This window comes from Spongiivirga sp. MCCC 1A20706 (assembly GCF_046524175.1).
Taxonomy (GTDB): Bacteria; Bacteroidota; Bacteroidia; order Flavobacteriales; family Flavobacteriaceae; genus Spongiivirga.
The window spans coordinates 449,582-467,640 of record NZ_JBEFZF010000004.1; the positions used below are offsets into that span (position 1 = coordinate 449,582).

Sequence of the window (18,059 nt, forward strand, 5' to 3'; positions counted from 1 at the left end):
AAAGTTTGGTTATTTGTTATAAAGATGAGACGTTTTTTTGATTGTTACAGTTTAAGTTAATTTTTTTATTCAAGACTAAAAGTGAACCTGCCGAGTTGTTGGGTTGAAATTTCATTTAAGAGCTTTCTTACCACATCTTCTTTGGCATAGCCTTTGTCGTTTATATGATGATTTAGCAAGCAAAGAGGTTGATACTGTTGAGATTGAAAGCTTTTGCTAATGAATAGACTAATATTAAAAATGAAAAGCCATCATAAATAATGACATTATGGCTTATACGAAGATATGAGTAAATCAAAATTTTTGAGCATTGACAGTTTGTCATTTCAAGCAATTGACGAGGAGGCAGATTTAATTCCGTTAATGACCCCTGAAGATGAAGAAGAAATTAATAGGCAAGAACTACCCGAAACCTTACCTATTTTGCCTTTGCGAAATACGGTACTTTTTCCTGGTGTAGTTATACCTATTACTGCAGGTCGTGACAAATCGATTAAACTAATAAAAGACGCCAATAATGGGAGTAAGCTAATAGGGGTAGTATCTCAAAAGGATGAGAGTATTGAAGACCCAGCACCAAAAGATATTAATACCTTAGGTACGGTGGCCCAAATATTACGTGTACTAAAAATGCCAGATGGGAACACAACTGTTATTATACAAGGTAAAAAACGTTTTGAGGTAGCTGAGGTGCTTACCGAAAAACCATACCTCACAGCAACAGTACGAGCTGTTCCTGAAGTTCGACCTGAATCTGATAATGAGGAATTTGGGGCTATCATCGAATCGATCAAAGATTTAGCTTTAGAAATCATTAAAGAAAGTCCAAACATACCTAGTGAGGCTTCTTTTGCAATCAAAAATATAGAGAGTAACAGTTTTCTGGTCAATTTCGTAAGCTCGAATATGAATCTTTCTGTTGCCGAAAAACAGGAGATTTTAAGCCTCTCTGATTTAAAAGAACGCGCTTTGGCAACCCTAAAGCATATGAATGTTGAATATCAGAAATTAGAGCTGAAGCAAGATATTCAGTCTAAGGTTCGTTCTGATATGGACCAGCAACAGCGGGAGTATTTCTTACATCAGCAGATGAAAACCATTCAAGAAGAATTGGGCGGGGTTAGTAATGAGCAGGATTTTGAAGAAATGCGCAAACGCGCCAAGAAGAAAAAGTGGGATGATAAGATAAAAGAGCATTTTAATAAAGAGCTTGCTAAAATGCAGCGTATGAATCCGCAGGTAGCTGAGTATTCGATACAACGAAACTATCTTGATCTTTTTCTTGATTTACCATGGAATGAATTTTCTAAAGATCAGTTCGATTTAAAGCGCGCACAAAAAATACTTGATCGGGATCATTATGGACTAGAAGATGTCAAAAGACGTATTATAGAGTATTTAGCAGTTATTAAACTGCGTAATGACATGAAGTCGCCTATTTTGTGCTTGTATGGACCACCAGGTGTTGGTAAAACTTCACTTGGGAAGTCGGTTGCGGAAGCATTAGGTAGAGAGTATGTACGAATTTCCTTGGGTGGTTTGCGAGATGAAGCAGAAATACGTGGTCACCGTAAAACGTATATTGGTGCTATGCCCGGGCGTATCATACAAAGTTTGAAAAAAGCAGGGACCTCAAATCCAGTTTTTGTCTTGGATGAAATTGACAAATTATCATCTAGTCATCAGGGTGATCCTTCTTCTGCTATGTTAGAAGTGTTAGACCCCGAGCAGAATACAGAGTTTTATGATAACTTTTTAGAAATGGGGTTTGACCTTTCTAAGGTTATGTTCATTGCAACTGCAAATAGTTTAAGCACCATTCAACCTGCATTGCGTGATCGTATGGAGATTATTAATGTTACTGGCTATACAATAGAAGAGAAGGTTGAAATAGCGAAACAGCACTTATTACCTAAACAGATTGCAGAGCATGGGCTTTCTAAAAAAGATATCAAACTTGGTAAAAAACAGCTCGAAAAAATAGTTGAAGGCTATACGCGAGAAAGTGGTGTTCGTGGTCTTGAAAAACAGATTGCGAAAATGGTGCGCTATGCGGCAAAGAATATTGCGATGGAGGAGGCATATGACACAAAAATTTCTTCCGAAGTGGTCGAGGAAGTCCTTGGTCCACCACGTCTTGAACGAGATAAATATGAGAACAATGAAGTGGCGGGTGTTGTTACGGGCTTGGCATGGACTAGTGTTGGAGGCGATATTTTATTTATAGAATCTATCCTTTCAAAAGGAAAAGGCAACCTTTCCATAACAGGTAATCTTGGAAAGGTAATGAAGGAGTCAGCTACTATTGCGATGGAATACATCAAGGCAAATGCATCGACTTTAGGAATTAACCCTGATATTTTTGATAAATACAATGTTCATATTCATGTACCTGAAGGGGCAACTCCTAAAGATGGACCAAGTGCAGGGATAACAATGTTGACCTCTTTAGTGTCGCTCTTTACACAAAGAAAAGTGAAGAAGAGTATAGCGATGACTGGTGAAATTACCCTAAGGGGTAAGGTACTTCCTGTTGGTGGTATTAAAGAAAAAATATTGGCAGCTAAACGAGCACGCATTAAAGAGATTTTGCTGTGCGTAGATAATAAAAAAGATATAGAAGAAATCAAACAAGAATATTTGAAAGGGCTCACTTTTCATTATGTTAACGATATGAGCGAAGTGCTTAATTTGGCACTTACAAACCAAAAAGTAAAAAATGCTAAGCAGTTATAAATGCGGCTTGTCTAAGTTTTAGTATCTTCATCCTCCACACAAAACTAAAACAACATGAAAGGTGTCATTGTAGCTATTGACGGCTATTCCAGCACTGGTAAAAGTACCTTGGCAAAAAGACTTGCTGCTGCATTAGATTACATTTATGTAGATACTGGAGCTATGTATAGGGCAGTCACCTATGCTGCCATGAAAAATGACATCATTACTGATGGTCATATCGACAGAGATGCTTTAAAGAGTTTACTTGGTAGTATAAAACTATCTTTCGAACTGAATAAGAAAACTGGAAATGCCGATATTTTCTTGAATGGCGAAAATGTTGAGGTTCCTGTTAGAACACTTGAAGTTTCTGTGCATGTTAGTAACATCGCAGCCATTTCTGCGGTGCGTAAAAAACTGGTACAGCAACAGCAAGAAATGGGAGAAAACAAAGGCATTGTAATGGACGGTAGAGATATAGGTACCGTGGTGTTTCCGAAGGCAGAAGTGAAGTTTTTTCTAACAGCCTCTCCAGAAAAAAGAGCCTTACGCAGATATAAAGAGTTACAGGATAAAGGTGAAAAAGTCTCGTACGACGATGTACTGAAGAACGTTCAAAATAGGGATTACATTGACTCACACAGAGAAGATTCACCGCTTAAAAAAGCGGATACTGCTGTCGAGATAGACAATAGCGATATGGGCTTGGACGAACAGTTAGAGCGAATGCTGAGTTATACCAAGGATATCATTGAGCAAATAACTAATTAGAAAGTAGTAATAAGAAGTTTTATACTAAGCTTTAAAATTAAAAAGGTAGGACTGAATCTTTAATGAAAACAGTATTTAGCTCTTTTATAAAACAAATTAGTTTTTCAAATTTTTGGGTTAGAAATGGCTTTGTAATTGTAATCATTTCCATTTTGGCAAACCATCTTATTGAGCCAGAAAATTTTCCATTTCATAACGATTATGAATTTCCTTTATTTCCGATTGTTGTTTCAATTATAGGTGGAGGTATAATGATTTTGATTGCTAGCGTTAATTTCAAGTATTTTAAAAAGAAATACTTTACTGAAAAAATTAGCATACGAGTGCTATTACGTTTCCTTTTTTCAACTTTAGGGTATATCACTATACTATATCTCTTTTTATATTTTGGATTAAATGGTTTAATTAATGGAATTGATTCATATAGTATTTATCATTTATTAACGGGGCTTACGGTCTCCCTACTCATATGCACTCTAGGAATTGCGCTTTTGTTTTCAACCGATATTTATAAACTTCATAAGCTTGTCTCGATAAAAGGAACACTTAAAGTGCAACAAGGAGGTAAAATAACATTAATTAAGTATCCTGAAATTGCCTTTATATATAGTGAAAATAAAATAGTACATATTGTAAAAACCGATGGAACAACAATTATTACGGATTTTACCTTAAATGAAGTTGAAAGCAAAATCAGCGAGCAAAGTTTTTATAGAGCAAATAGACAAACTATTCTTCATCATCGTTCTGTTGAACAAGTACAGTCAATAGAAAATGGGAAATTATCCTTAATGCTCAAACCTGCTGTTAACAGCAAAAATGCTTTTCAAATAACCATTAGTAGATACAAAAAACAAGAATTTATGAACTGGTTTAATGATAAATTGTAGAATACAATGATTATTCGGCGGTTATTTTAATACCATTCAGTAAAAATAAGTTGTAAATAGCCTTTTACCTTGCTTGATCGTTTTTACTTCGCTTAGAATTAAAAACGATAAAAATGAGCAAGACCTTTTTAACTTCAAAACTAACACCTGTAATCGCTATTATTCTTTGCATAATTTTATATGCATCAGGGTATTTTCAAATGATCATAGCTGGGCTAATATTTATATTAGCCAGTGCCCTAGAGTATAAAAAAGACTGTTTTCAATCCTTGGGCTTTCAGCGAAAAAACTTCAATGTAAAAAGTCTGTTAGTAGTGGCTCCAATATTGGGTGTAGTTTTTTTTCTTTTTTATTACTATGTCATGGTACCGGGGGTAACATATCTTACAGGACAGCCAATCGACTATTCTATATTCGAAACCTACAAGGGTAACCTGCCAGCAACATTAGGTTTACTCGCTCTTATCTGGGTGTCGGCTGCTTTTGGTGAAGAAATTGTATTTAGAGGATATTTAATGAAGCAGTTTACCAAGTTTTTCGGATCAAGTAAAATTAGCCTGATTATTAATATTCTACTTTTTGGATTTCTATTTGGATGGGTTCACGCGTATCAAGGAATAACTGGCCAAATAATAACTGGTATTATAGGTATGGTTTTGGCGATTATTTTTCATATCCGTAATAACGATTTATGGTTCAATATTGCTGTTCATGGTTTTATTGATACCGTTGCTGTCGTATTTATATATTATGGGATATAGTTAAATCATCAAAACAATTAAAGTCTTCATGCAATATAAAAAAGGCTACCTAATTAATTCGGTAGCCTTATACTATAAAAATCTATTCTGTTACAAATTCGGAATTACTAATTCTTGATCAGGGTGAATAAGATCTGGGTTTTTAAGAATATTAGTATTCGCTTCGAAAATTTGCTTGTATTTCATCGCATCGCCATAGTAGTGCTTAGCAATTTTCCCTAAAGTTTCGCCTTTTTGTACCGTATGGCGCGCGTAAACACTAGTATCTTCAACTGTAATATTTGCTTGGATATCGGATGGCGATTCACCACCAATCTCTTTTATTTTATCCCATAAAAGATTTTTCTCATATTGATTACTCGCTTGTCCTTTTATTTTTAATACTCCACCTTCTTCATTAACAGCACCATCTTTGATACCTAATTTCTCACCTAGGTTTAGTACTTCTTGATATTTGGCTTTTGCACTCATAGTATAAAGTTTATTGGTTTAATTATTAATATAGTTAAAGATACATTTTTTTAAAAAGCCCTAAAAATTGTTTGATTGGTAATTCCTGTTTTAGATTAAATGCATGTTTTACGGATAAAAACATGGAATATTGGGTAGATCTTATAAATCCTGAAAAAATCAAATCATGAAAAGCTAGTTTTAAATTCTTCAATATCAAATTGAGAGTGGTCAACGAAATGAGCGCTATATTTTACCTTTTTAATAACATGCTACGTCATGCAGTTGGTTATCTTTGCCTTTTTGATTTTTGAAAGTGAATGAAATTTGATCTCTTAACAACTGATGCGAATAGTAAGGCCCGTGCAGGACTTATTACCACGGATCACGGTACTATTGAAACTCCTATTTTTATGCCGGTTGGCACTGTAGCTTCTGTCAAAGGGGTACATCAACGGGAACTAAAAAATGATATTAATCCAGACATCATTTTAGGAAACACATACCACTTATACTTGCGTCCGCAAACCACAATTTTGGAACAGGCAGGCGGTTTACATAAGTTCATGAATTGGGATCGAAATATATTAACCGATAGCGGTGGTTATCAGGTATATTCGCTTTCTGCTAACCGAAAGATTAAAGAAGAGGGTGTGAAGTTTAAGAGTCATATAGATGGCTCATATCATGTTTTTACACCCGAGAACGTGATGGAAATTCAACGCACCATTGGAGCCGATATTATCATGGCTTTCGATGAGTGCACTCCTTATCCATGTGATTATCAATATGCCAGGAATTCCATGCATATGACCCATAGATGGTTAGAGCGCTGTATTTCGCATTTAAAGAAAACACCATTAAAATACGATTATAACCAGACCTTTTTCCCAATTGTACAGGGTAGTACATATAAAGATCTTAGAAAACAGTCTGCAGAGTATATTGCGAACACACAACAATTCGGGAATGCGATCGGAGGGCTATCCGTAGGTGAACCTGCAGAAGAAATGTACGAGATGACAGAAGTGGTCACAGACATACTTCCTGAAGATAAGCCCAGATACTTGATGGGAGTGGGAACGCCTATTAATATTTTAGAAAATATTGCTTTAGGGGTCGATATGTTTGACTGTGTTATGCCCACGCGTAATGCTAGAAACGGCATGTTGTTTACTGCACACGGTACCATAAATATCAAAAACAAGAAATGGGAAGATGATTTTTCTCCAATTGATGAAATGGGAATTACTTGGGTAGATACTGATTATACAAAGGCGTATTTAAAACATTTATTTTCAGTAAATGAATTATTAGGAAAGCAAATTGCTACTATACATAACCTAGGATTTTATTTGTGGTTGGTACGAGAAGCTAGAAAACATATCTTAGCAGGCGATTTCCGCACATGGAAAGATATGATGGTTAAACAAATGGACAAACGCCTATAAACTGTGCTTACACTCATTGACCGATATATCATCAAAAAGTACCTATCGACCTTTACGGTACTTTTTATCATGTTCATACCCATCGCAATTATGGTCGATGTGTCTGATAAGGTTGATAAATTTCTAGAGCGAAAAGTACCATTTGATGCAATCGTAGGATATTACCTTGATTTCACTGTTTATTTTGCTAATCTCCTTTTTCCCATTTTCCTTTTTATATCGGTTATCTGGTTCACTTCTAAGATGGCGAATAATACCGAGGTGGTGGCGATGTTGAGTTCCGGTATCTCATTTTCACGATTTTTACGTCCATTTATGATCAGTGCAGGTATTATTGCTGCTTTTGGGTTTTTTATGAGCGTGATACTAGTTCCTATATCGAGTCGCGGTTTTTACGAATTTAAATACAAATGGCTAAAAAGGAAGGACACTTCTAGAGAAACGGTCAATTTGTACAAGCAAATTAGCCCAAATGACTTTATCTACTCTAGTAGCTTTGATCTTGAGAAAAAACGAGCAAATCGATTTACCTTAGAGCATTTCGAGGATAATGAATTAAAAATTAAACTCACAGCTTCAAATATCACTTGGATAGAAGAAGATAGTTTATATCGTCTACGTAGATATACAAAGCGAATTATTGGACCTGGAGATGATATTATCGAACGTAAACGAGAACACGACACCATCTTCAATTTTGATCTCGAAGACCTTACTCCCAATAATTATACGGCAGAAACATTGAGTTATACGGCACTTAATAAATTCATAAAGCAAGAAACGATGCGGGGTTCATCAAATATTAATCGATACTTAATGGTGAAGTATAAAAAATGGAGTTTACCGTTTTCAGCATTTGTACTTACCGTAATAGCGGTTGCTGTTTCATCAATAAAGCGTCGTGGTGGTATGGGAGTAAACTTGGCATTCGGTATTATTATCGCATTTACATTTATTTTTTTAGATAAAATACTAGGTGTTTTAGCCCAAAAGTCAGGTATGGAGCCCATTGTTGCAGTCTGGCTACCTAATATTATGTTCGGTATACTGGCAATTTATCTATTAAACAATGCCAAACGCTAAGCTAAAAAACTACCTACATCTTCACTTTATTGTTTTCATCTGGGGTTTTACTGCGGTCTTAGGAGCCTTGATAAGTATTGATGCTGTTCCTCTTGTTTGGTATCGAATGCTGATGGCAAGCGGTATTATATTGGTATATATCACTTTTCGAAAGGTACACTTAAAAATTAGTAAAAGACAATTGTTATGGTATGGTATCGCCGGACTTATGATTGCTGTTCATTGGTTGGCATTTTTTCATGCAATTAAAATTTCGAATGTATCAGTTACGCTAGCGACAATGGCAACAGGAGCATTTTTCACTTCCATTTTAGAACCAATTATTTATAAACGAAAGTTTATTTTGTACGAACTAATTCTCGGATTATTTGTCATTGCCGGTCTTGCTGTTATTTTTCAATTTGAAGGAGACTATTTTTGGGGTATTTGCTTTGCGTTACTCGCATCCGTACTAGCAGCACTTTTTTCTATTATTAATGGCAAATTAGTACAACAAAACAATCCCATCACCATTTCTTTTTATGAATTATTAATCGGTGTTTTGGGCATTACTATGTATTTACTTATAAATCAAGAATTTTCATCTGAGTTTTTTGTGTTAAGCACTTCAGATTGGTTATTTATTGCGCTCTTGGCTTCATTTTGTACAGCCTATGCTTTTATAGCATCTAATGCAGTAATGAAATATTTAAGTCCATATACGGTAATGCTCACCATTAATTTAGAACCTGTGTATGGTATTTTATTGGCGTGGATTGTTTTAGGTGATAAAGAACAAATGAGCATACAATTCTACTACGGAGCAATAATTATAATAATAACTGTTGTTGTAAACGGAATTCTTAAGAATCGAAAGTCAAAAACAAGCAAAGGGTGATAGCCATAATGGCCAAAATTCCTATTTTTGTTCTCTAACTAAAATCAAATAAAAATCTAATGGAATATTTGGATTTTGAATTACCTATTAAAGATCTTGAAGAACAACTTAGTAAGTGCCAAGTAATAGGTGTTGAAAGTGAAATTGATGTTACTGATACGTGTAAGCAGATTGAAAAAAAACTGCAAGAAACGAAAAAAGACATCTACAAAAATCTGACGGCTTGGCAACGAGTTCAATTGTCAAGACACCCGTCAAGACCTTACACGCTTGACTACATAAATGCGTTGGCCGGCGATTCATTTTTAGAGCTTCACGGTGATCGAAATGTTCGTGATGATAAGGCAATGATTGGTGGTTTGGGTAAAATTGATGACCAAAGTTTTATGTTTATTGGTCAGCAAAAAGGATTCAATACAAAAACACGGCAATATCGAAATTTCGGGATGGCAAATCCTGAAGGGTATCGAAAGGCTCTTCGTTTAATGAAAAGTGCAGAGAAGTTTGGAATTCCTGTGATTACACTAATTGATACTCCGGGTGCTTATCCTGGCCTAGAAGCTGAGGAGCGTGGGCAAGGAGAAGCAATTGCACGCAATATTCTGGAAATGACGCGATTAAAAGTGCCTATTATTACCATAATTATTGGTGAAGGGGCATCTGGTGGCGCATTGGGGATTGGTGTTGGTGATCGCGTATTGATGCTTGAAAATACATGGTATTCGGTAATCTCTCCAGAATCTTGCTCATCGATCTTATGGAGAAGTTGGGAATATAAAGAACAAGCTGCCGATGCTTTGAAGTTAACAGCTGCTGATATGAAAAAGCAAAAGTTGGTGGATGAGATTGTAAAAGAGCCTTTAGGTGGCGCACATTCTGATCGTACTAAAACGTTTTTAACGGTGAAAAAGTCAATTTTAAAATCTTTTGAGACTTTAAAAAAGTTATCACCAGAGGAATTGATAGATCAGCGAATGGAAAAATATACTAATATGGGAGTGTATAATGGCTAACTAGCTACTTTTACACTTGTTATCAAAATCCAAGGTTTATGACTTTGGATTTTTTTTATCAATATTAACAATATATTTAAGTTATTAACAGTTACTTTGTTAACGAGTAGTGAAGATTCTCCCTCCCCACAATTCATGCTCTTGTTAACCTTTTGTTTACATTCGCAGCCATGGAAAAACTGAACCCTATACAGGCCCTAAAGCTAGATAAAAGTACCGTTGTAGGACTTGAACGCGGCAAGGTTCCTCCGCAAGCAACTGATTTAGAACAGGTTGTGTTAGGAGCTATGATGATTGATAAGAAAGGGGTTGATGAAGTAATTGATATCCTCGCACCTGAAGCCTTCTATAAGGATGCACATCAACACATTTTTGCCGCTATCTATACACTTTTTGAAAACAGCGAACCTGTTGACTTATTAACTGTTTCTGCACAGTTAAAGAAAGATGCGAAACTCGATTTGGTAGGAGGGGATTTCTATTTGATTCAGTTGACCCAAAAAGTATCTTCCTCAGCGCATATCGAGTTTCATGCACGTATTATTTTACAGAAATTTATTCAACGCAGTTTGATCAAAATTTCAAGTGAGATTATTGAGGACGCGTATGATGAGACTAAAGATGTTTTTGATCTTTTAGACAATGCCGAATCAAAATTATACGAAGTAACACAGGGGAATATTAAAAAATCTTCAGAAACTGCCCAAAGTTTGGTAATACAGGCTAAGAAAAAAATTGAGGAAATTTCGAATAAAGAGGGGCTTAGTGGGATTCCTACCGGTTTTGATAAATTAGACAAACTAACATCGGGTTGGCAACCAAGTGATTTGGTTATTGTTGCTGCACGTCCAGGTATGGGTAAAACAGCCTTAACCTTATCGATGGCCAGAAATATAGCAGTTGATCAGAATATTCCTGTAGCCTTTTTCTCGTTAGAAATGGCATCAGTACAGTTGATAACCCGACTTATTTCATCAGAAACTGGGCTCTCTTCTGAAAAACTTCGAACCGGAAAGCTAGAAAAACACGAGTGGGAGCAGTTAAATGTAAAAGTAAAGGGTCTTGAAAAAGCACCGCTTTTTATTGATGATACCCCATCATTATCCATTTTTGACCTCCGTGCAAAGGCAAGGCGTTTGTCATCGCAACATGGTATTAAGTTGATTATGATTGACTATTTACAACTAATGACTGCAGGTAGCGCAGTAAAAGGCGGAGGAAATCGTGAACAGGAAATTTCGACTATTTCTAGAAACTTAAAGGCGTTGGCAAAAGAACTGAATGTTCCCGTTATCGCTTTATCACAGTTATCGCGGGCAGTAGAAACTCGAGGAGGCAGCAAGCGACCCTTACTTTCGGACCTTCGTGAATCTGGTGCGATAGAACAAGATGCTGATATTGTATCATTTATTTATCGTCCTGAATATTATAAAATTGATGAATGGGACGATGAGGAACGTTCACCAACAGCCGGTCAGGCAGAGTTTATTGTAGCGAAGCATCGTAATGGTGGGTTGGATAATATTAGGTTAAAATTCATCGGTCATTTAGGTAAATTTGATAATTTAGAGGAATTCGATTCGCCTTTTGAGTTTCAGTCGAAACTCAATGCAGATGGTGACGATCCGTTCATACCTGATCGTTTTCCAGATGCCAATGAGGCGTTTGGTAGCATAAACGAGGATTCTCCAGATGATAATGACGTACCGTTCTAATACTAGTTTGAAAAATATACAAAAGGCAAGATCTCTTTACATAAGGTCTTGCCTTTTTTTATTATTGAGTTTGTTCTGCATTCAAGGTGTACTAGGGTCTTATATTTTAATTCCTATGGATGCAGAAATCCAAAATGAACATTTAAAAGCATATGGCATTACCTATTGGGTACTAGCTAAGCAGGAAAAAGTAAAATGGTTACTTAATTACCGAGGAGGATCTTTTCTTATTCCCAACTCTGATGAGCTGGAAAAGGAATGCAAAATTCGTGGGGTTTCATACGAAGTATTATCTGATGCTAAAACCGAATCAATTTTAGCAGAGATTGCCAGTCCATCACAAAATATGGAGGCAGTGGTACTAGAAAAAGCGCCAAAAATTGCGGTGTATTCACCTAAAACCAATCAACCATGGGATGATGCTGTTACGATGGCACTTAGCTATGCCGAAATACCATATGAGGTGGTTTATGATGAAGAGGTGCTATCAAATGAGTTGTTATTATACGATTGGTTGCATTTGCATCATGAAGATTTCACAGGGCAGTTCGGTAAGTTTTATGGTGCATATAGAGCAACGCCTTGGTACATTAACGATAAGAAAAGAGCAGAAGCACTTGCCACCAAATTGGGCTTTGCTAAGGTGTCCGAATTAAAAAGAGCGGTTGCAGTAACCATTCGAGATTATGTTATAGGTGGCGGATTTATGTTTGCAATGTGCAGTGCAACGGATAGTTTTGACATTGCTTTGGCTGCGGAAAAAGTAGACATTTGCGAACCGATGTTCGATGGTGACCCTTCTGAGCCTAATTATCAATCTAAGTTAGATTTTAGCAATACTTTCGCCTTTACCAATTTTATTTTAGAGCGAAATCCGTCGACTTATGAATTTTCGGATATTGATATGACCAGAAAGCGTCGTATTCAAAAAGACCTTGATTATTTCACCTTAATGGATTATTCTGCAAAATGGGACCCGATACCCACAATGCTTTGTCAGAACCATACTGCGCTGGTCAAAGGTTTTATGGGTCAAACTACTAGTTATGATCGTAACAACTTAAAATCGAATGTTTTGGTAATGGGAGAAAATAAGACTAATAGTGAAGCTAGATACATTCACGGTATAAAAGGAAAAGGTTTTTTTACTTTTTACGGGGGTCACGATCCTGAAGATTATACACATCGGGTGGGTGATCCAAAGACAGAATTAGAACTACACCCAAGTAGCCCCGGATATCGTTTGATATTAAATAACGTTTTGTTTCCAGCTGCGAGAAAGAAAAAGCAAAAGACTTGATTATCTTTCCATTTTAATTACACTTTCTCGATTAATGCAGCAAATACAATTAAACACTTCTTTAAAGGCTCAAAGTATAGTGGGCCTTGGTCTTGGTATTTGGCTAACGCTTTTTCTTATTTTTATTGCTCCGTTTGATGTTTCTGACCTGACTTTTGAAGCGAAACTTATCTTGTTGCCGCCTTATGGCTTATTTGCATTTATTGCTTATATGCTGTGTGTCTTCTTACAAAATAAGGTGTATAGTTACTACGGGTTGTGGAATCTAAAGCTAGAAATGCTGTTTTTCGTGATTTTGTATGTAATTACCCTACTTTTTTGTTTTCCATACTATAAAAGTGACCTGATAAATGGTACGTATTCATTTTGGGAATATGTTAGTGGTATTTATATTCCTATCCTAGTTCTTATCTCTGTTTTTATAGTTGTAGGGCGTATGTATATTAATAGACTGCAGCTTAAAAAAGACAGTAATAAGGTGATACTTCGTGGTGACAATAAATCTGATTTTTTAAAGGTCGAACCTGAAAAGATCGTTTGTATTTCAAGCACACAGAATTATGTCGAAGTCTATTATCTTCTCAATAATGTGCTAAATAAGACCTTACTTCGAGCAACATTAAAATCAATCACAATAGAACTTGATTCTCTACAACAAGTACACCGTAGTCATTTTGTGAATCCGTCCCATATTGTAAAATGGATCGATGGGAACACCATTCAGGTAAACGATTTAAAGATTGCTGTTTCTAAAAAATATAAGGAGGAACTTAAGGGGATGATCTAATTCGTCACTAAAAACTACATTTTCATCCCAAACTACTGTTGTTATTAGATTTGTACATGATCATATTATATGTTTGACCAAACAAAAAACATCAATCATCATGAAAAATTTACCATCTTTAGTTTTCTTACTTTTCATAAGTACAGGGCTTTTATCACAAGAAAAATCACATTTTCAAACAGCCAATTCACTGTTGAAAGCAGCTATTGATAAAGGTCAATGTATGGGTATTGCTGCGGGTGTTATCATTCAAGATTCTGTTGCTTGGAAAAGCGCTGCGGGATTTCGTAATAAAGCAGAAAAATTAGAATTTTCAACAACTAATATATCACGAACGGCATCAATAGCAAAGCCCATGACAGCGGTGGCGATTATGCAGTTAGTTGAAGCGGGTAAAATTAAACTTGAAGATAAAATAAGTGGTATTATTCCGGAGTTAAAGGGCAACAACCAATACAAAAATATCACCGTTTTACAGTTGCTACAGCATTCATCGGGAATTCCTCATTACAACGGTAGAAAGGAAGTGACTAACAGAATTACCTATCTAAGTTTAAAGGGTTTAATTCCTGTTTTTGCTAATCGAGCGTTGCTTTTTGAACCAGGTACTCAATTTGAATATTCGGTTTATGGATATGTGTTATTAGGAAGAATCATCGAAGTTGTTTCAGATATGAGTTATCAGGACTATATGAAAACATATATTTGGGATCTTGCGGGAATGGGCCAAACAAAGGTCGAATACACCATAAATATTGACAACAAGAAGTCTATACTCTATCACCAATCAAAACCAGGAAAGATAAAAGAAGCTAAAGTCAACAATTTAAGTAACCGTATTCCCGCTGGTGGTATAGTTTCTACTACTGAAGACCTGCTTAAATTTGCAAAGGCATTAATGAATGAGCAGCTTATTTCTAAGCAATCATTGGCTTTAATGAGTAAGAATTATGGACTAAAAAAAGAAGGTAATGGTTATGGTTTAGGTTGGTATTTATATGGTAATAATCCTAAGCTTGGAAATATTATTGGTCATACTGGAGGACAATATGGTTGTAGTGCCTTTTTGTTAATTGCACCTGAAAAAAAATCGGCTGTTGTCGTTTTGTCAAATACCTCAGGCGCACTGCAGGAAGTATCTAATATCGCAGTTTCTTTGCTTGGTATTGTTGGGAAAGTTGCTAATTAATTTCTTTAGGGACTTCATTGCTGGCAGAAACACTCCAATGGTCATCGTAAATGGATTGATAGTAGATTTCATAGTCTAAATTATCTTTGAGCGCTTCTAACATTAACTTAAATTGACTGTAATCTTTTGGGTTGCCACCAACATTGTAAATAAGTCTTGATCCTCCGGCGGGTATTGCAAGTCCCCTGTGCATGGAAGCGCTACTAAGTACCGTTATCGAATCCATACCTGGTAGCTGTGAAAGAAAGTCTCGAAGGTCTATTTTAATTCTTTTTTTATTATGAATGATGATGACTTTATTAATAATCGCCGGACCGACACCGTAGTTAACCAAATCAAAACGATATTGACTGTCAAATTCATTCATTGAAACTTCCATCATTAAATATGGCATGGCCGAAAGATGACTCTGCTTTTCGATAATGTTGGTTTGTTTGATGAAAATGAACAAGGTAAGTAAGCTTATTGCTATAGCCGAAATGGCTACAATTTTGTCTGAGTTCCAGAACTTTTTTTTCATTATTTAATAGATAAAAAATGTTGTTTTAAATTTACTAAAACTACAGGGTTGAAAACGTATTTCCAAAATAAAACCACTACTATTCATCCTAGGTATAAAAGAAACTTAAAACGGGCTCTTTCGTTCGGGTTTATCTGGTTTATTTTTGGCTTAGTCTATTCGCTTCTAGAATATGGATTGCTGGGCGATTCAAAATTATATCCAACTACAGGGAATGCTTATGAGCCATTAAATTCTTTTTTATTTACACTACCCTGCAGCTTTTTTGTTGGTTTTGTGCAAGGTTGGGTAGAAATCACATGGCTAAGATATAAGTTTCGTAGGAGATCATTTTGGGTGAAAATACTTTTCAAGACCCTATTCTATTTACTCTTTATCGTCATCTTTCTGGTTATTTTAACATTGATTAGTAATGCTGCTTTGCTGAAAAAAGGAATTTTTGATGCTGAGGTTATTTCGAATTTATTTGGCTTTATAAGCTCATTTTCTTTTTGGAGTATTGTTTTTTATATGGGGGTGATCATGGATGCTGCATTATTCTATTCCGAACTAACGGAACATTTGGGCAACGAAGTGCTCTACAATTTTTCATTTGGTAAGTACCACAAACCTAAACAAGAAACGCGAATCTTCATGTTTCTTGATATGAAATCATCTACTACCATAGCAGAAGAAATAGGACATATAAAATATTTTGATTTGTTGAAGTTGTATTATTCGCACATGACAAATGCGATATTGGAAACTTCAGGCGAAATTTATCAATATGTGGGTGATGAAATTGTGATTACTTGGACCGAGGAAGTTGGCTTGTCTAACAATAACTGTATAGAGTGTTATTTCAAAATTGAAGATACCATACATAAAAAAAGAGATCGTTATCTTAAATCTTTTGGGTTAGTTCCCGAATTTAAAGCCGGTTATCATATTGGTAAGGTGTCAGCCGGACAAATAGGGGTTTTGAAAAAGGAAATCGTATATACAGGAGATGTACTCAACACCTCCGCTCGTATACAATCAGAGTGCAATAACTACAACAGCAGCATATTGATTTCAGGGATACTGGCCAATAAATTAAATTCTGAAGCTAACTGGGTTAGTGATAAAAAAGGAGAAATCATACTCCGAGGCAAAACAGAAGCTGTTGAACTCTTTGCTATATCGAAATAGATCGATAAAAAACCATTTCTTATTAAACCATTGTTAGTTATTCAAGTCAAAAAAGAATAACCTGTAATACTTCCTATTAATGAGAAAGTTTTTTTTAGTTGCTACTCTATTGATGTTAGTCAATTGTTCTAATGATGATACGCCTCTTGAAATTGAACAAACATCAGAAAACTTAACAGAAACTGGCTTAAATTTTTCATCTTTCTTAAATATTGATTTTGATGATCTTTTTGAATATTCAGATCAGTACGTGCCAATTTATATAACGAAAGATAATACTCAAGGAAATGCCATAACGAATGAGGTGGCAACTTTAGGGCGAATATTGTTTTATGACAAAAATCTATCTGCAAACAACACGGTGTCTTGTGCCAGTTGCCACAAACAAGAATTAGCTTTTGGAGATGATAATTCGCAAAGTGAAGGAATAAATGGATTTACCGCAAGGCACTCTATGCGACTTATTAACACTCGGTTCTCGAACGAGAACAGATTTTTTTGGGATGAAAGAGCAAATTCATTAGAAGAACAAACAACAATGCCAATTCAAGATCATATTGAAATGGGATTTAGTGGTGAAAATGGAGATTTAGGATTTAATGATTTAATATCAAAATTAGAAGACACCACATATTATCCTGATTTATTTGATTTTGCATTTAATGATTCTGAAATCTCTGAGGAAAGAATTCAATTGGCGCTAGCACAATTTGTTAGAAGTATTCAATCTTTTGATAGCAAATATGATATAGGAAGAGAACAGGTCGCAAATAATAATCAACCTTTTCCTAATTATACTGCTCAGGAAAACATAGGTAAAAACTTGTTTATGCAGGCGGCTGTTTTTGATAATCAAGGAAGCCGAATCAATGGTGGGATTGGGTGTAATGGGTGTCATAGAGCTCCAGAATTCGATATTGATCCCAATTCAGGAAATAATGGAATCATTACTAATGCCAATGGAGTCGGAACTGATTTTACGAATACGCGGTCACCTAGTTTAAGAGATGTTGTAGATACTGACGGAATAGGTAATGGTCAATTTATGCATATAGGGGAAAGTAATAATCTAATAACAGTATTGGACCATTACAATACTATTGATGAGGTAGGGAATCCTAATTTAGATCAGCGGTTGAGGCCCAATGGCATTGGTCAACAATTAAATTTAACGCAGGCTGAAAAAGATGCGGTCATTGCCTTTATACGAACCTTAAGTGGTACCGATGTTTATACCAATGAAAAATGGAGTGACCCATTTATCGAATAGAAATATCCAAGCTATAAGGTATTTAAAAACAAAAATTCCGACTCATTTGAGTCGGAATTTTTTTATCGAAGACTTTATTAATAATTGGCTTAAC

General features: G+C 35.6%; 16 protein-coding genes. 14 read left to right on the forward strand and 2 right to left on the reverse strand.

What is annotated here, in order from left to right:
* The first annotated feature begins 285 nt into the window (after positions 1-285).
* The 4 genes from lon to ABN763_RS12380 all read left to right on the forward strand — a co-directional run bounded on the left by lon (position 286) and on the right by ABN763_RS12380 (position 5,140).
* A complete protein-coding gene (gene lon, locus ABN763_RS12365) occupies positions 286-2,736 on the forward strand; it encodes an endopeptidase La (protein WP_410485781.1) in 2,451 nt (816 codons plus the stop codon).
* Positions 2,737-2,790: 54 nt separating this feature from the next.
* The gene (cmk, locus tag ABN763_RS12370) at positions 2,791-3,489 is read left to right on the forward strand and encodes a (d)CMP kinase (RefSeq protein WP_410485782.1); all 699 of its coding nucleotides are present in this window, start codon (positions 2,791-2,793) and stop codon (positions 3,487-3,489) included.
* A 62-nt stretch (positions 3,490-3,551) separates the two neighbouring features.
* Positions 3,552-4,379: a LytR/AlgR family response regulator transcription factor gene (locus ABN763_RS12375; RefSeq protein ID WP_410485783.1), complete on the forward strand. Its 828-nt coding sequence runs from the start codon at positions 3,552-3,554 to the stop codon at positions 4,377-4,379.
* Between the two features lie 113 nt (positions 4,380-4,492).
* The gene (locus ABN763_RS12380) at positions 4,493-5,140 is read left to right on the forward strand and encodes a CPBP family intramembrane glutamic endopeptidase (RefSeq protein WP_410485784.1); all 648 of its coding nucleotides are present in this window, start codon (positions 4,493-4,495) and stop codon (positions 5,138-5,140) included.
* Between the two features lie 90 nt (positions 5,141-5,230).
* Here the strand turns inward: ABN763_RS12380 and ABN763_RS12385 are convergent, their stop codons facing one another.
* Positions 5,231-5,611: a LysM peptidoglycan-binding domain-containing protein gene (locus ABN763_RS12385; protein WP_410485785.1), complete on the reverse strand. Its 381-nt coding sequence runs from the start codon at positions 5,609-5,611 to the stop codon at positions 5,231-5,233.
* Between the two features lie 299 nt (positions 5,612-5,910).
* On the opposite strand from ABN763_RS12385, the gene tgt reads away from it, so the two are divergent.
* From tgt to ABN763_RS12425, 8 genes are all read left to right on the forward strand, one after another.
* Complete coding sequence (gene tgt / locus ABN763_RS12390) at positions 5,911-7,041, forward strand: tRNA guanosine(34) transglycosylase Tgt (RefSeq protein WP_410485786.1); 1,131 nt, start codon at positions 5,911-5,913, stop codon at positions 7,039-7,041.
* A gap of 3 nt (positions 7,042-7,044) precedes the next feature.
* A complete protein-coding gene (locus tag ABN763_RS12395) occupies positions 7,045-8,124 on the forward strand; it encodes an LptF/LptG family permease (RefSeq protein ID WP_410485787.1) in 1,080 nt (359 codons plus the stop codon).
* The gene (locus ABN763_RS12400; protein WP_410485788.1) at positions 8,111-9,001 is read left to right on the forward strand and encodes a DMT family transporter; all 891 of its coding nucleotides are present in this window, start codon (positions 8,111-8,113) and stop codon (positions 8,999-9,001) included. The genes ABN763_RS12395 and ABN763_RS12400 overlap by 14 nt, the downstream gene beginning before the upstream one ends.
* Before the next feature lie 59 nt (positions 9,002-9,060).
* Positions 9,061-10,014 (forward strand): acetyl-CoA carboxylase carboxyltransferase subunit alpha, encoded by a 954-nt coding sequence (locus ABN763_RS12405; RefSeq protein ID WP_410485789.1) that lies wholly within the window; start codon positions 9,061-9,063, stop codon positions 10,012-10,014.
* Between the two features lie 170 nt (positions 10,015-10,184).
* Complete coding sequence (dnaB, locus tag ABN763_RS12410; RefSeq protein ID WP_410485790.1) at positions 10,185-11,729, forward strand: replicative DNA helicase; 1,545 nt, start codon at positions 10,185-10,187, stop codon at positions 11,727-11,729.
* Positions 11,713-13,029, forward strand: a complete 1,317-nt coding sequence (locus ABN763_RS12415) for an asparagine synthetase B (protein WP_410485831.1) — start codon at positions 11,713-11,715, stop codon at positions 13,027-13,029. Before dnaB ends, ABN763_RS12415 begins: the two co-directional genes overlap by 17 nt.
* Before the next feature lie 34 nt (positions 13,030-13,063).
* Positions 13,064-13,816 (forward strand): LytTR family DNA-binding domain-containing protein, encoded by a 753-nt coding sequence (locus tag ABN763_RS12420; RefSeq protein ID WP_410485791.1) that lies wholly within the window; start codon positions 13,064-13,066, stop codon positions 13,814-13,816.
* 100 nt (positions 13,817-13,916) lie between these two features.
* Positions 13,917-15,005 (forward strand): serine hydrolase domain-containing protein, encoded by a 1,089-nt coding sequence (locus ABN763_RS12425; RefSeq protein ID WP_410485792.1) that lies wholly within the window; start codon positions 13,917-13,919, stop codon positions 15,003-15,005.
* Here the strand turns inward: ABN763_RS12425 and ABN763_RS12430 are convergent.
* A complete protein-coding gene (locus ABN763_RS12430; protein WP_410485793.1) occupies positions 14,998-15,525 on the reverse strand; it encodes a hypothetical protein in 528 nt (175 codons plus the stop codon). The two genes, ABN763_RS12425 and ABN763_RS12430, sit on opposite strands and share 8 nt — an antisense overlap.
* A 48-nt stretch (positions 15,526-15,573) precedes the next feature.
* On the opposite strand from ABN763_RS12430, the gene ABN763_RS12435 reads away from it, so the two are divergent.
* Positions 15,574-16,695: an adenylate/guanylate cyclase domain-containing protein gene (locus ABN763_RS12435; RefSeq protein WP_410485794.1), complete on the forward strand. Its 1,122-nt coding sequence runs from the start codon at positions 15,574-15,576 to the stop codon at positions 16,693-16,695.
* A 79-nt stretch (positions 16,696-16,774) separates the two neighbouring features.
* Positions 16,775-17,965 (forward strand): cytochrome-c peroxidase, encoded by a 1,191-nt coding sequence (locus tag ABN763_RS12440; RefSeq protein ID WP_410485795.1) that lies wholly within the window; start codon positions 16,775-16,777, stop codon positions 17,963-17,965.
* Positions 17,966-18,059 lie beyond the last annotated feature (94 nt).

Coding starts and splice junctions, on each gene's coding strand:
- lon (WP_410485781.1), top strand. CDS start 286: ATGAGTAAATCAAAATTTTTGAGCATTGACAGTTTGTCATTTCAAGCA.
- cmk (WP_410485782.1), top strand. CDS start 2,791: ATGAAAGGTGTCATTGTAGCTATTGACGGCTATTCCAGCACTGGTAAA.
- ABN763_RS12375 (WP_410485783.1), top strand. CDS start 3,552: ATGAAAACAGTATTTAGCTCTTTTATAAAACAAATTAGTTTTTCAAAT.
- ABN763_RS12380 (WP_410485784.1), top strand. CDS start 4,493: ATGAGCAAGACCTTTTTAACTTCAAAACTAACACCTGTAATCGCTATT.
- ABN763_RS12385 (WP_410485785.1), bottom strand. CDS start 5,611: ATGAGTGCAAAAGCCAAATATCAAGAAGTACTAAACCTAGGTGAGAAA.
- tgt (WP_410485786.1), top strand. CDS start 5,911: ATGAAATTTGATCTCTTAACAACTGATGCGAATAGTAAGGCCCGTGCA.
- ABN763_RS12400 (WP_410485788.1), top strand. CDS start 8,111: ATGCCAAACGCTAAGCTAAAAAACTACCTACATCTTCACTTTATTGTT.
- ABN763_RS12405 (WP_410485789.1), top strand. CDS start 9,061: ATGGAATATTTGGATTTTGAATTACCTATTAAAGATCTTGAAGAACAA.
- dnaB (WP_410485790.1), top strand. CDS start 10,185: ATGGAAAAACTGAACCCTATACAGGCCCTAAAGCTAGATAAAAGTACC.
- ABN763_RS12415 (WP_410485831.1), top strand. CDS start 11,713: ATGACGTACCGTTCTAATACTAGTTTGAAAAATATACAAAAGGCAAGA.
- ABN763_RS12420 (WP_410485791.1), top strand. CDS start 13,064: ATGCAGCAAATACAATTAAACACTTCTTTAAAGGCTCAAAGTATAGTG.
- ABN763_RS12425 (WP_410485792.1), top strand. CDS start 13,917: ATGAAAAATTTACCATCTTTAGTTTTCTTACTTTTCATAAGTACAGGG.
- ABN763_RS12430 (WP_410485793.1), bottom strand. CDS start 15,525: ATGAAAAAAAAGTTCTGGAACTCAGACAAAATTGTAGCCATTTCGGCT.
- ABN763_RS12440 (WP_410485795.1), top strand. CDS start 16,775: ATGAGAAAGTTTTTTTTAGTTGCTACTCTATTGATGTTAGTCAATTGT.